Origin of the sequence: Photorhabdus sp. RM96S (assembly GCF_042879335.1) — a bacterium.
GTDB lineage: Bacteria > Pseudomonadota > Gammaproteobacteria > Enterobacterales > Enterobacteriaceae > Photorhabdus > Photorhabdus kayaii.
Genome location: NZ_JBHFKT010000013.1, coordinates 62,565 through 75,731 on the forward strand (window position 1 = coordinate 62,565; position 13,167 = coordinate 75,731).

Consider the following 13,167-nt stretch of genomic DNA (forward strand, 5'->3'; position numbering starts at 1 on the left):
CACGTATCGAATCACTTCATGTCTCAGGCAATTAACATCTCTCAACAAAGCTGAGATCCGCTTATTTTACCTGACACACATGTTCAGATAAATAATAAGCGACAGACTCTTCGCGGCAAGAACCAATAATATCAGCGTAAGGAAGCGCTTGTTTAACCCTATCCTGTGCAGTGCCCATGATGACCCCTTTAGCGGCAGTTGAAAGCATTTCCACATCATTCATACCGTCACCAAACGCAATCGTTTTATTAATTGGGACGCCAAGAAACTCAGCTAACTGAATTAAAGCCTGTCCCTTTGAAACACCACTACCCATTACCTCCAGACACCAAGGAAATGAGAAAGCAACACTGACATGATCAGAAAATAGATCAATTAAATGACCTTCTAATTTAACCAACGCATCATGATCTCTCTTCTTGTGAATGAAAAAGATTTTCTCAACCGCATCACAAGGCATTTCATCAGCCTGCCTAACTGCGGGATTAAAATTATCATTCTGATTAAAATCATTGAAACTATGGTGTAGCTCACTGGTTAACCATTGAGAACCACAATACATATTAATCACTAAATCCTGATCCGCCTGTGTTTCCTCAATCACTCTTTTTACTACATCACCCGGTAGATATTGTCTAATATCCAATTTTTTACAGGCACTGGTCAATCTGGCGCCATTAGACGTAATCAGATGTACAGGTATATCAAAGTCACCAATAATAGAATTAACATCAGCATGATGCCTGCCGGTGGCAAATACGATCTGCTTGCCTTTATTTGACAAATTAGTCAACACCTGATGGGTAAATTCACCTATCGTATCCCCATGAAGTAATAGAGTTCCATCAAGATCTGTAGCAATAAGATTATACATGGGCGCTTCCCGATATATTAAAAGCCGTTATTATACCCGTTATCTTTCAAGTTGCCTCTTTGTTGACTGCACTCGCTCACCCCGGTCACATAATTATCCATGCTCCCGGGGATTCACTCCCTTGCCGTCGCAATGCGCCTTGAAATCTGTAGGGTATATCTATGCTTGATTCAGCAATTCAAGCGATGCTTTCTTAGTAAATGTCATCCTTTCTTCCAGACTATGATTATCCTTTTCATAATAAATTGTTGCCTCTGAATCAATCTGAGGTCTTGGTGTTATTTTTTCCAATATTAGCATCGTGTCAAGGAATAATTGTCTGGCATAGCAAATAGCCCGTGTATAAGTATCAATGACCTCTTCAAATTCAGGATAAATAGAAAACGAGATCTGATTCACAATCGGCCCAGCATCAATACCTTCGTTGATTTCATGGATCGTCACGCCATGCGATTGATCTCCATTTTTCAAAGCCCAATTAACCGGTCTTACGCCTCGATATTTAGGTAAATAAGACAAATGGATATTTAATATTTTCTTACACGAATTAATGAATTTTAAAGGCAATATCCGCTTATGAAATACGACAAAACATAAATCGCAAGTGAAATCACCATTTTCATAGCCGGGTAGATTTTCAACCTTATTATCTTCAATAACAGCAATATTATTTTGATAACAGAAATCAATTAACGTCTGATCAGTGCTTACAGGTTCGAATTTATCTGCCACCACGTGTGATATTTTATACTCTTTATGATTTAAGAAATATTGACAAATGAAAATTGCCAATTCTCCTTTACCACAAATTACCACTGTTTTGGGATTATTCATTCGCAAACCTCTTTAACTTTCTTGATCGCTTTAATATCATTAATGTTTATTTGCCATTGCATAATTGTACGTAATGTATTTATTAAAATTTCATTATCGCTTGGTGTTCTGCAAGAAATACGTAAATAGAGATCAGAGCCTGCATTCCCTTTACCAGAACACTCTTTCACATACAGCCCATGAATATCTAAAAGTAACCGTGATATCGTCTTCGCATCAGAAATATGTAATTTACAGTAAACAAAATTAGAGTCTGTCTCAAATGCGGTAATACCCTCTATTGAGTTTAATTCTTGCTGTAATTTTAACGTATCACTAATCACTTTTTCACAGCTTAATTTATAACTCTCTCTATATTGAGGTAATCTCAATAAAAACTCTTCAGCAAAACCATTAATATTCCAAATTGGTAACACAGCTCTTATTTTACCAAGTAATTCCTGATTTGCAGTGGCAATATACCCAATACGAATACCACCAATCCCAAAGGTTTTGCTCATGCTTCTAATAACAGATAAATTCTTATAGTTATCTAAATGCGTTAACATTGTGTCATCACGCATTTTAGAGAAATCCAAGAAAGATTCATCAACAATTAAGTGGATATTTAATGCCAACAATTCGCCAGCCAAATATAACAGACTATCAATAGGTGTCAATTTACCTGTCGGATTATTAGGTGATTCAATAACAACCACGCCTGGCTGTTCTTCCTTTACTAATGTTAATACTTCATCAATATCTATCTCAAACTGCCGATGCTCTTTGGTATAACTATATATTGTCCTTGCTTTTCCAAAGCAATTAGCATATTCATTAAATGATGGCACAGTAACTAATACTTTACCGGTATAAACATCAGGAAGCCGTTTAATTATCTCCGCAGCACCATTTGAAATACATAATTGCGTTCTTTCTATCCCGATAAATTCAGATAAAGCATGCTCGACTAAACGATTCCCGCCAGGATAATTTAACAATATTTCATCAAAATTATTCTTTATTTCATCTTTCAATTTTTTAGGTGGAAAGTTGAAATTGTAAATTAAGCCAAAGTCAATAATAGGGTAACGCCAGTATCCACCATGCCTATTTTGAACAAGATCTAATTTATTATTACTTGAAATGAAGTCACAAATAGCAAGATCATAAGTATTATCTACCTCATACCATTGAGAATGATCAACAATACTTGCTTTAAATTCAGCCATATTATTCAGTAAAGACTGTTTAAATATATCCTCATAATATAGCCCAGTCGATCCACCATTAATGTAACTTTCTAACTCTTTAGTAACATATTCAGCAAAATTAGCGGTGCAAATATTATAAATATTTACTGTTTTATATTGACCATCTTCAACCTGATAATGACTATCCTTAGTAGAATTTAATGCAATAATATTATCTTTATCTATTTTTGCATAAGTCCCTTCCATATTGCCACTAAGAGGAGAAACAAGGACATTGAGATCTCCTGCTTTTAACATGACAATTTCCAAACATTTCTTAGTAAAGAAGATATCCCCTTCAAGGATCAGCGTATCTTGCTTAATCCAATTCCTGGCAAGGTATAAAGAATAGATATTATTGGTTGATTCCCACTTTTCACTATTAACAAATTCAATATCCAAATTATATGTCTTTTGTTTAATATGAGACATTAAAACATCACTTTTATAACCCACCACAATAATCACTTTTTTAATACCGACAGATTCGATATTCCTCAGCGCATTATCGATAAATGATATCTGATTTGTTTCTACCAAAGGTTTTGGTTTATTTGATGTTCTAGTTGATAATCTACTGCCTCTTCCGGCACAGAGAAGTATTACTGTTTTCATATGCATAGTCTTAATAAATTATTTTATACCCGTTATCTTTCAAGTTGCCTCTTTGTTGGCTGCGCTCGCTCACCCCGGTCACATAGTTCGCTATGCTCCCGGGGATTCACTCCCTTGCCGTCGCGACGCATCTTGAAATCCATAGGGTATAAATGGCTGTTAAAAGGTTATTTTTATTGTTAAATAGGAATTAACCTAAAATATAGTTCATTAATGATATAAAATTTATTTTGAATTAAATATCAATTAAATACGATGTCATATATAACATGCTGATATACCCAAACCCCGTCAATTCTTCCATGAAAACTCGCCTCTCCACCATTTTCACCCCCCGTCTTGACACCCGATCCCAGACCAAATGTGTGAAAATTATTAAGTACTTCACCTGACGTCGATATAGGACTTAATTTTTCATTAGTTAGCAAACCATATCTATCACTTTTAAATTCAAAAGGAATATTATTTTTATCAATAATTTCGACAAGTTTTGAGTGATATCCCGTACAGTGAATCAATAAATCATCACAATTAATGAGTTTAATAACTTCATCATCAGAAATTTCTGAAATATTCAAGATAGAAATATTTTTATATTTTCTTTTTTTAAGTTCTTGTGCAAAAGCAAAAGAATCATATCTTAAACCTGAATATCTATTAACTCGGTTACTTAAAGGGCAAATATCTTCCTGTGTAAAATCGTAGTCGTAAGATTCTGCGCTTGAAGGCGAATCAAAAAACAACTTGAAATCTTTATTCACAAAAACATTTATTTTTCCTGCAAATTCTAATTGCTCAATAAGTCTAATCAAACAAGAAACTGAACTGTGTGATGAACCCAATATTGATATACTTTTTACATCACCTTTATTTATAACCTCATCATAAAAACCTTTAATAAAATCACCAGAGGTAATATTATTGCTATTATGCAATAATCTGGATTCGTTTGGATTTCCACCTATATTAAACAGTACTTTTCGCGCGGATACAATATAATCTTCATTATTTTTATGATAAGTTATATCATAGTTACCCTCTTCATTCTGCTTAATTTTTTTCACTTCCGCTTCAGTCAAAATATTAAACCAATCACCATATTTGTTTTCCTGAATAAAGCGGGCAATTCTCTCCAAATATTGGCCGACAAATCTCAATTCAACGGGCTTATCTTTATTGGCACTAAAATGTTCCCATTCCGATGTTGATCTTATATATTGACTAAGCTCATCATCACAACCGTCAAATTTCTCTAAAAATACACTACCTAAAGAGTTCGCGGTAATTTTATATTTCTTTAATGAACCAGAACCCACCATCTCTGTTTTTTCTAAAATCAGGCAATTTTTTATAGCTTCATCTTTTAATAAATCCGGGATTAATGAAATATTTGCAGGACCTGCACCACACATTACCACATCATAAAACTGCTTATTCATTGACAAACCCTAACATTTTTAACGAAATTTGTGTTTCAATAACATTCCCGGCAAACTCATGACGAGTCTGTTTATAACCAAGAGGTTGCTTATCTAAACCCGCCTTAATAACATCACGATGATTAATTGTTTTATTCTCATTGCGGGAATAAACCAACAGCTCCTTCTCATAATCAAATGCCAGACAAGGAATACAACTTAATTTTAGTGTCTTGGCTAATTCCAGTCTATGATGACCATCAATAACCACATGCGTTGCTTCATCAATCCAGATTGGTTGAGTCCAAAAACCTTCAAGTTTAACTTTCTCTATTAACTGCTCAACACGAACAGGACAATGTAATTCAGTTGGTCTAAGATTTGAGACTTCTTCTAATATTAATTTCATGTTTATCCCTTAGTTTAAACATCCGACAGAAAATTACCAACATCAATACACTTAATATCGCTAATAATTGAAATAACACTCCACCATTAAATAATTGGATAACAGTACCACCAACCAATGGAGATATAGAAAAACCGATACTATAGAGTGACGCTGCACCAAAATATGCGCCACGTAAATCATTTGGTGCCAAACGATCAATAAAAACATTCACACATGGAAACAAAATAGTTTGACTGATACTCATGGTAAAAGCAGCTACATACCACAATAAATAAACATCATAATACTTGAATGAAATAAAGAACATTAATTCAGATAAAATAAGTAACACCGACCCTATATTTATTTTCGTTTCTAACGCCATTTTTTGCGTTAACATGGAAAACGGTAACTGCATAACGACAATGGTTATCGCATGTAACATAATAAGCGAAGCAATAAACTCAGCATACCCATTAAACCCTAATGAAGTAATTAACTGTGGCAAAGTTGAATCAAAATGACCAAAAATAAACATCATGAGAATATTATTGATGACCAACATCAAAAACACACGGTCATTTAATAAAACCTTCATCGTTCCTTTAAAGTCATCATTATTTGTTAAGTTTATTTTTATTTTCTTACCAAATAAATAAACAGGGATCATAAAAATGACATAGGATATCGAAACAATCAGAAAAGAGATAGAATGAATATCCATGCTTAATTTTACGCCTAAATAAGGCCCGACTACCGCACCCGCATTAAGAAATAAATACCTTAAGTACATGGCATTCTCTCTTACCTGCTTCTCCTCGATAACATCGCCGATAACGGCTTTTATTGGATTATTCACAAGCGCCCAAGAAATATTCGCTAATAAAGTACCAATAATAAAACCAGACTGATGTTCAGATAACCATAATATTAAATATGCCAATGAAGATATAAGACATCCAATGATGATTATCTTAGCCCGGCCAACTTTATCAGAGAAGTAACCAGCATAAAAACTTAATATTGATGAAATCGCAATGGATAAAGAGAGAACTAATCCAATCATCGATGCAGTAAAATGAAACTTGGTATATAGTATGATGGATATAAAAGGCCATACCATCATTGATGTTGATCTTGTTACAAAAGTCCCAAGAAATAGACCCCATATACATGCCGGTATGGATGTATAACTATTAAGAGAAAAATTTTTCATTGTTATTTTCTTATATTATTTATATTGGTATCTTTTAAACCAAGAACTTAAAATATTTATGAGAGCACATAAGATCCCCTTGCCTCTACAAAAATCAAATGTAGAAGCAAGAACTAGGATAATCTGTACGATAAAGTAAATTCAATGATATATAATTTATTTTTAATATATTATCAAACCAGATATTAATTGCAAACTAAATATGACATTTTTATTACATATTAAACGTAGATCAAATGCTGGTGATGTTAGTAAGCAACATAATGACATAAGTACTTAGCACTTTAACAGGCAAAAAAACAGGTAAAAAGGGTCCTTAATCTCAGATAAAAACCTTTCCGTTCAATCTTTATCTATACCCTATGGATTTCAAGATGCATCGCGGCGGCAAGGGAGCGAATCCCCGGGAGCATAGATAACTATGTGACCGGGGTGAGTGAGTGCAGCCAACAAAGAAGCAACTTGAAAGATGACGGGTATATTCAAATAGTCATCAATTAACTGAAAAACTCAGCTTAATTTAATCCCAAAATAAACTGTAATATTATGTTCAAAGTGAAACATATAAATAAAACTGTATTTTAGTTTAATAGCTAAACTCCGGTGGGGATAATTATTATTTATAGATTTATATGAAGTATCCGAGATTAAAACTGGAAACTATCTCACGGGCCCAAAATATTCACTAACTAAAATGGGGATTAGTAATGAGTTTATTCTTTAATTTATTTAATGAAGGTAATATACCCTATAGATTTCAAGATGCATCGCGGCGGCAAGGGAGTGAATCCCCGGGAGCATAGCAAACTATGTGACCGGGGTGAGCGAGTGCAGCCAACAAAGAGGCAACTTGAAAGATGACGGGTATATAGGATTTATTCGCGATGAGTACCTGGCTTATCTATGCCTTATTATCAGCGTTTACTGCCGCTTTAGTCGCTATCTTCGGGAAAATCGGGTTGCAAAATCTTGATGCCAATACAGCAACAGCAATACGCGCAGTCATTATGGCGTTGTTTCTTGTCGGCGTTGTTGTCGTACAGGGAAAGTTAAATCTGGTGAGTGAAATAGTGGCAAACCGCAAAGCATTGCTTTTTATCGTTTTAAGCGGTGTGGCGGGGGCATTGTCATGGCTGTTTTACTTTCTAGCAATTAAAAACGGTCATGTTTCTCAGGTTGCCCCAATTGATAAACTCAGTGTCGTGTTTGCCGTCATCTTCGCCGTTATCTTATTTGGTGAAAAAATATCACTGATGGCCGCAGGTGGTGTTGCACTGATTACTGCCGGTGCATTAATGGTTGCTCTGGGCTGAAAAATAAAAAATCCGCAAAAGCCGTTACCACTGTTGCGGATTCTTTTTAATCGGCCAAAAAGATCAACCGGCGGCAAAAACCTGGTTAACAATATCCAGTGCTTCCTGCTCAATTTTCTGCCGATGCTCAGGGCCAAGCAGGCTTTCACAATAAATTTTGTAGGCTTCTTCTGTCCCCGATGGGCGAGCAGCAAACCAGCCGTTTTCTGTTATCACTTTTAGACCGCCTATTGACGCGCCGTTACCCGAAGCTTTTGTCAACCGGGCGGTGATTGGATCACCGGCAAGCTTATCCGCTTTCACCATTTCTGGTGACAACTTGGCTAATAATGCTTTCTGCTGATAAGTTGCCGGCGCCTGAATGCGGCTATAGCTTGGCGTACCGAAGCGAGCTGCCAACTTATTGTAATGCTGCTGCGGATTTTCCCCTGTCACTGCGGTCATCTCTGCCGCCAGCAAACACAAGATAATCCCATCTTTATCTGTAGACCACGGCGTACCATCAAAACGCAGGAAAGAAGCCCCCGCACTCTCCTCTCCACCAAAGCCTAATTCACCTTTATGTAATCCATCAACAAACCACTTAAAACCCACCGGTACTTCTACCAATTTACGGCCAAGATCGGCGACGACCCGATCAATCATGGCACTGGATACCAATGTTTTACCTATCGCAACACTTTCTGACCATTGCGGACGATGGCGGAATAGGTAATTTATCGCCGTTGCCAGATAGTGGTTCGGATTCATCAAACCAGCGGGAGTGACAATACCGTGGCGGTCATAATCAGGATCGTTTGCAAAAGCCAGATCAAACTTATCACGCATGGCTAACAAACCCGCCATTGCCCAAGGGGATGAGCAATCCATACGAATGACGCCATCATGATCCAAGTGCATAAAACGGAATGTCTGATCAACTTGATCATTCACCAATGTCAGATCCAAATTGTAGCGCTCACCGATACGCTGCCAGAACGCAATGCCAGATCCCCCCAAAGGATCAATACCGATTTTCAGCCCGGCCCGCTGGATAGCGGCCATATCAACCACATCACCCAACGCGCTAACATATGGTTCAACTAAATCCTGCTGATGCAAATATTCGCTGTTCAATACCTGAACAAATGGCAAACGTTTAACGCCTTTCAGACCTTCTGTAAGCAACTCATTAGCACGACGTTCTATAATTGCTGTCAAATCCGTATCTGCGGGACCACCATCAGGTGGATTATATTTAATCCCCCCGTCTTCTGGTGGATTATGGGAAGGGGTAATAACAATCCCATCAGCCAACGCTTTCCCCAAGCGGTTATAACAGAGGATGGCATGAGAAATCGCAGGTGTTGGCGTAAATCCATTATTTTCCTGCACAATCACATTCACGCTGTTAGCCGTCAAGACTTCCAGTACGGAAATAAATGCCGCTTCTGATAAAGCATGGGTATCTTTACCCACATAACAAGGGCCATTGATTCCCCGTTGCTTGCGAACTTCCGCAACAGCCTGAGTAATTGCCAGAATATGCGCTTCATTAAAACTGTGACGCTGAGAACTGCCACGATGACCGGATGTACCAAATTTAACTTTATGCTCTGAGTTTTCCGGCTGAGGATGCAAGGTGTAATACTGTGATGTAAGCTGCGCTACATTTATCAGATCACTTTGGCGGGCAATCTGCCCCGCACGCGGATGATTTACCACTTTAAATCTCCCCTGGACAAGAGCTGCACTAAACTTTATCCGTCAGCACAGCCTCAATCAGTTAAATTGTGCCACACACCTTGTCGATAAAATTGGCTGAGAATTTCATATCCTGCATAATTTGCTCAACCATACTACGCTTACGGTCAGTGTTAGTGTTAGTAATGACCCAAAAAGGCGTGCCCGGAATGTGACGAGGTTTGGTTTGTTTGCCACTGGCGAGCAATGTCTGTACATCACCGGCAAAATAAACACGGGTACGACCGTGCATGGCATCAGTCGTCTGGGAAAAACTTTCACTGTTCAAGCTGTATAATGTAGACAGGATCAACATAAAACGCTCAACAGATTTTTTCTTGTCAGAATAGTCATCTGAAAGTAATAATTCGCGTATCACACGGACAGAATCACGCTGGCGGGCGACTGGCGCTTTCTCCACAGCACTGATAGGCTGCACATTTTGTACTGGCTGCTCGGCGTTAAATTTCAACATTCGCCGTAAAATATCAGATGCACTTTCACCAATATGTTGTGTGTGGCTGGCAATATAGCGGTAAAGGTCTTCATCAACTTCTATCGTTTTCATTTCTATCCAGTACTGTTCTAAATAAAAAATTTTGACAGATTATAAAGTATAAAAAGAGAAAACAAAACAATTAAAATTTCAATAAGTTAAAAGTATTTAAACATGAAAAACAGCATAATAAAATATCCGCTTTTCATCTAAAATAAATCAATCAGTTACATAAATATTGTGAATATAAATCTCATTGTCATGTTAAATACTTCCCACAATTAGCACTTAAAAATGAAATAGATTTTCATAGCTTTCAATATTAATATAAATTTTCAATGGCGATATTTTAAAAAATTCCAGTCAGATATATACAATCATTAATGTCAAGATGTATATACCCGTTATCCTTCAAGTTGCCTCTTTGTTGTCTGCACTCGCTCACCCCGGTCACATAGTTACCTATGCTCCCGGGGATTCACTCCCTTGCCGTCGCGATGCATCTTGAAATCCATAGGGTATATATCTGCCTTATAATTTAATCAATAAGTGAAAGTTGTTGCCGTAAATAGGTACCTGAACCTAATAATCCTGGTTGTGGATGAGTAATCAAATAAACAGGAATCTGCTGTACTAACGGTTTAAAGCGCCCTTTATCTTCAAATCCCTGAAGAAAGTTCGATTGCTTAAAGAAATCAAGAAACCGCGGCACTATACCGCCAGCGATATACACACCACCAAAAGTCCCCATATTTAACGCTAAATTGCCGCCAAATCGTCCCATAATTTCACAAAATAGTGTCAGAGCACGATGGCAATATTGGCAACTTTCATCCAATGCCCGTTGCGTCACGGTTTCTGGTTCTAAATCTTCCGGCTGACGATGATCCAAAATGGCAATGGCCTGATAAAGGTTTACCAACCCACTACCGGACAAGATTCTTTCTACCGAAACATGTCCAAGTTTACGACGTAAAACAGCCAATATTGCATCTTGTTCTTCACTATTCGCGGCAAAATCTACATGACCACCTTCACCAGGTAAACTGACCCATTGCTTGCCTGCTTTGATCAAATGAGCTACACCAAGGCCAGTCCCCGCACCGTAAACCGCTATCGGTTTGTCTTTAACCGCTTCTCCTCCTCCTAATTGAACCTTGTATTCTTCTGTTAACATTGGAATCGCCATAGATACAGCCGTGAAGTCATTAATCACATCTAATTTTTCTAGCCCAAGTGTCTGTTTCAGCTCACGAATAGAAAATGCCCATTGGTGATTGGTCATTTCTACCCAATCACCATTTATCGGGCAAGCAATAGCAATACATGCATAAGTCACCACTGTTTTTTGCGCAGCCAAATAGTGACTGATAATAGATTCTAATCCGGTGTGTTGTTTTGCACTATACGTTTCGATCCACTCAATAGCCCCATTTTCCAAATTGCAAAGTGCTAATCTGGCATTAGTGCCGCCAATATCAGCAACAAGTCCGTAGAGATTCATTTTTATATCCTAATAATCAGCTAGTACAACAATTAGGTGAAGCTTATCCTATCTGGCATTATTGGTATAGATCGTTTAACCAACCTCACCAGTTGGTTTTTTACATTTATATACTATGCAGCTAAGACTATATGGTTAAGCAGCTTTATGACGTTTATTGGATTTTCTTTTTTCACTTTTCATTGCCTTGCTGTGAGCTTCGGCGAGTACCCGTTTTTTCTCACTATTGGCAAAACGATTTAAAACTTGCCTGATTAATGGCTGATAACCTAGGCCATTAAGGTCTGCTATCATTTTCAAGTCTTCAATCAGAGACCGATTTAATCTGATTGAAATGGGCTGTAACTCCAGCGCTTCGTTAATCAGATCTTCTGTTACATCATCAGATACTTTAACGTGAGCTTCACTACAACCAAGCTCACCGTTCTCCCATGCTTCATCAGTGGAAGCTATCAGGTTATTTGCTCGCTTATCAGTTTGTTTGCTCATTTCTCTGTTCCCAAACCGTATTTTCGGTAAATTCTCAATTCATCTTCATTAGGTGTATAAGCTGTCTTTAACAGGCGGTTTTTGCCTGCTAATTTCAATTTGATGTTTGATGATATCAAGAGCTTCATGTGCTTCGGAGTTTTTAACTCATGGTTAATCTGTATATACAAAATACTCCGCCAGACAGATCTAAGCAACTCAAAATGACTCACAAAATAGCAATGGACTTTGTATCACTAATAGATAAGATATATTATTTTAGCGTGAAATTTGTATATACATATAATGATGAAGCTCATGCTAAGAATATTGATACTATTCTGCAATTTCACAGCACAAATACAGTACACGAAAATCTAGCCGTGGTAATAAAATTACTAAAAGATGAGGTGTAACATGAATTTTTTTGACGAATTGAAAGCATCCCTAGAAGAAGCAGTTGAAATTAAACAAGGTAATAAAGCCGCAGCGCGTGTGACCCGATATGAAGTTGCCGACGTTAAAGCTATCCGTGCTCAACTTAACATTTCACAGGCAGAGATAGCGGAGGCTTTAAGCACCAGCCTTGATACAATTAAAAGCTGGGAGCAGAAGCGTCGAAATCCGACAGGACTAGCGGCAAAAGTGTTAGCTATCATCCAAGAAAACCCTAATTTCTATAAGGCTCTGGCGACCCATTGATTAAAAGCCAACTACTCTACCGACTGAGCTGACGACTTACTCTAGGGAAATTGGTTTTGAATGAAGCTTTAAGATGGTGGGTCGTGCAGGATTCGAACCTGCGACCAATTGATTAAAAGTCAACTGCTCTACCGACTGAGCTAACGACCCATCTATAGGAGAACTACTCTGAATATCTTTTGGAATGGTGGGTCGTGCAGGATTCGAACCTGCGACCAATTGATTAAAAGTCAACTGCTCTACCGACTGAGCTAACGACCCGCACCAAAGATATGTGATACCGCCTGAAATAATCTTGATGAAGTGGTGGGCGATACCAGATTCGAACTGATGACCCCCTCCTTGTAAGGGAGATGCTCTACCAACTGAGCTAATCGCCCAC

At 37.6% G+C, this 13,167-nt stretch carries 13 protein-coding genes and 3 tRNA genes; 3 read left to right on the top strand and 13 right to left on the bottom strand.

Going from position 1 to position 13,167, the window contains the following annotated elements:
• Positions 1 to 61 precede the first annotated feature (61 nt).
• From ACGF49_RS09910 to ACGF49_RS09935, 6 genes are all read right to left on the bottom strand, one after another.
• Positions 62 to 874 (bottom strand): Cof-type HAD-IIB family hydrolase, encoded by an 813-nt coding sequence (locus tag ACGF49_RS09910; RefSeq protein WP_228902459.1) that lies wholly within the window; start codon positions 872 to 874, stop codon positions 62 to 64.
• Positions 875 to 1,033: 159 nt separating this feature from the next.
• A complete protein-coding gene (locus tag ACGF49_RS09915; RefSeq protein ID WP_271858638.1) occupies positions 1,034 to 1,708 on the bottom strand; it encodes a formyltransferase family protein in 675 nt (224 codons plus the stop codon).
• Complete coding sequence (locus tag ACGF49_RS09920) at positions 1,705 to 3,555, bottom strand: aminotransferase class I/II-fold pyridoxal phosphate-dependent enzyme (protein ID WP_191214879.1); 1,851 nt, start codon at positions 3,553 to 3,555, stop codon at positions 1,705 to 1,707. The genes ACGF49_RS09915 and ACGF49_RS09920 overlap by 4 nt, the downstream gene beginning before the upstream one ends.
• Before the next feature lie 242 nt (positions 3,556 to 3,797).
• Positions 3,798 to 4,994 (bottom strand): hypothetical protein, encoded by a 1,197-nt coding sequence (locus tag ACGF49_RS09925; RefSeq protein WP_349010377.1) that lies wholly within the window; start codon positions 4,992 to 4,994, stop codon positions 3,798 to 3,800.
• Positions 4,987 to 5,382: a ParB N-terminal domain-containing protein gene (locus tag ACGF49_RS09930; RefSeq protein WP_011145716.1), complete on the bottom strand. Its 396-nt coding sequence runs from the start codon at positions 5,380 to 5,382 to the stop codon at positions 4,987 to 4,989. The genes ACGF49_RS09925 and ACGF49_RS09930 overlap by 8 nt, the downstream gene beginning before the upstream one ends.
• Positions 5,348 to 6,580 carry an MFS transporter gene (locus ACGF49_RS09935; RefSeq protein WP_349010376.1) on the bottom strand — a complete coding sequence of 411 codons (1,233 nt, stop codon included), beginning with the start codon at positions 6,578 to 6,580 and terminating at the stop codon, positions 5,348 to 5,350. Before ACGF49_RS09935 ends, ACGF49_RS09930 begins: the two co-directional genes overlap by 35 nt.
• An 811-nt stretch (positions 6,581 to 7,391) precedes the next feature.
• Between ACGF49_RS09935 and ACGF49_RS09940 the strand changes: the two genes are divergently transcribed.
• Together ACGF49_RS09940 and ACGF49_RS09945 are read left to right on the top strand one after the other, a co-directional pair.
• On the top strand, positions 7,392 to 7,553 hold the full coding sequence (locus ACGF49_RS09940) for a hypothetical protein (RefSeq protein WP_339367037.1): 162 nt from the start codon (positions 7,392 to 7,394) through the stop codon (positions 7,551 to 7,553).
• The gene (locus tag ACGF49_RS09945) at positions 7,522 to 7,893 is read left to right on the top strand and encodes an EamA family transporter (RefSeq protein WP_387490802.1); all 372 of its coding nucleotides are present in this window, start codon (positions 7,522 to 7,524) and stop codon (positions 7,891 to 7,893) included. Before ACGF49_RS09940 ends, ACGF49_RS09945 begins: the two co-directional genes overlap by 32 nt.
• A gap of 63 nt (positions 7,894 to 7,956) precedes the next feature.
• On the opposite strand, the gene pgm is transcribed toward ACGF49_RS09945, so the two are convergent.
• The 4 genes from pgm to ACGF49_RS09965 all read right to left on the bottom strand — a co-directional run bounded on the left by pgm (position 7,957) and on the right by ACGF49_RS09965 (position 12,104).
• On the bottom strand, positions 7,957 to 9,597 hold the full coding sequence (gene pgm / locus ACGF49_RS09950; RefSeq protein ID WP_387490772.1) for a phosphoglucomutase (alpha-D-glucose-1,6-bisphosphate-dependent): 1,641 nt from the start codon (positions 9,595 to 9,597) through the stop codon (positions 7,957 to 7,959).
• 61 nt (positions 9,598 to 9,658) lie between these two features.
• On the bottom strand, positions 9,659 to 10,183 hold the full coding sequence (seqA, locus tag ACGF49_RS09955; RefSeq protein ID WP_113043637.1) for a replication initiation negative regulator SeqA: 525 nt from the start codon (positions 10,181 to 10,183) through the stop codon (positions 9,659 to 9,661).
• A gap of 466 nt (positions 10,184 to 10,649) precedes the next feature.
• On the bottom strand, positions 10,650 to 11,615 hold the full coding sequence (glk, locus tag ACGF49_RS09960; RefSeq protein WP_113043638.1) for a glucokinase: 966 nt from the start codon (positions 11,613 to 11,615) through the stop codon (positions 10,650 to 10,652).
• A gap of 135 nt (positions 11,616 to 11,750) precedes the next feature.
• A complete protein-coding gene (locus tag ACGF49_RS09965) occupies positions 11,751 to 12,104 on the bottom strand; it encodes a hypothetical protein (RefSeq protein WP_113043639.1) in 354 nt (117 codons plus the stop codon).
• Positions 12,105 to 12,500: 396 nt separating this feature from the next.
• Here ACGF49_RS09965 and nadS point away from each other — a divergent pair, with 396 nt between their 5' ends.
• A complete protein-coding gene (nadS, locus tag ACGF49_RS09970; RefSeq protein WP_113043641.1) occupies positions 12,501 to 12,785 on the top strand; it encodes a NadS family protein in 285 nt (94 codons plus the stop codon).
• Positions 12,786 to 12,859: 74 nt separating this feature from the next.
• Here the strand turns inward: nadS and ACGF49_RS09975 are convergent.
• The 3 genes from ACGF49_RS09975 to ACGF49_RS09985 form a co-directional block, all read right to left on the bottom strand.
• A tRNA-Lys gene (locus ACGF49_RS09975) sits at positions 12,860 to 12,935 on the bottom strand.
• A 35-nt stretch (positions 12,936 to 12,970) separates the two neighbouring features.
• Positions 12,971 to 13,046 (bottom strand) — tRNA-Lys (locus tag ACGF49_RS09980).
• Positions 13,047 to 13,089: 43 nt separating this feature from the next.
• Positions 13,090 to 13,165 (bottom strand) — tRNA-Val (locus tag ACGF49_RS09985).
• Between the last annotated feature and the right edge of the window lie 2 nt (positions 13,166 to 13,167).

Bases quoted from the DNA above. Each gene is read 5' to 3' on its own strand.
- ACGF49_RS09910 (WP_228902459.1), bottom strand. From the start codon at position 874: ATGTATAATCTTATTGCTACAGATCTTGATGGAACTCTATTACTTCAT.
- ACGF49_RS09915 (WP_271858638.1), bottom strand. From the start codon at position 1,708: ATGAATAATCCCAAAACAGTGGTAATTTGTGGTAAAGGAGAATTGGCA.
- ACGF49_RS09920 (WP_191214879.1), bottom strand. From the start codon at position 3,555: ATGAAAACAGTAATACTTCTCTGTGCCGGAAGAGGCAGTAGATTATCA.
- ACGF49_RS09925 (WP_349010377.1), bottom strand. From the start codon at position 4,994: ATGAATAAGCAGTTTTATGATGTGGTAATGTGTGGTGCAGGTCCTGCA.
- ACGF49_RS09930 (WP_011145716.1), bottom strand. From the start codon at position 5,382: ATGAAATTAATATTAGAAGAAGTCTCAAATCTTAGACCAACTGAATTA.
- ACGF49_RS09935 (WP_349010376.1), bottom strand. From the start codon at position 6,580: ATGAAAAATTTTTCTCTTAATAGTTATACATCCATACCGGCATGTATA.
- seqA (WP_113043637.1), bottom strand. From the start codon at position 10,183: ATGAAAACGATAGAAGTTGATGAAGACCTTTACCGCTATATTGCCAGC.
- glk (WP_113043638.1), bottom strand. From the start codon at position 11,615: ATGAATCTCTACGGACTTGTTGCTGATATTGGCGGCACTAATGCCAGA.
- ACGF49_RS09965 (WP_113043639.1), bottom strand. From the start codon at position 12,104: ATGAGCAAACAAACTGATAAGCGAGCAAATAACCTGATAGCTTCCACT.
- nadS (WP_113043641.1), top strand. From the start codon at position 12,501: ATGAATTTTTTTGACGAATTGAAAGCATCCCTAGAAGAAGCAGTTGAA.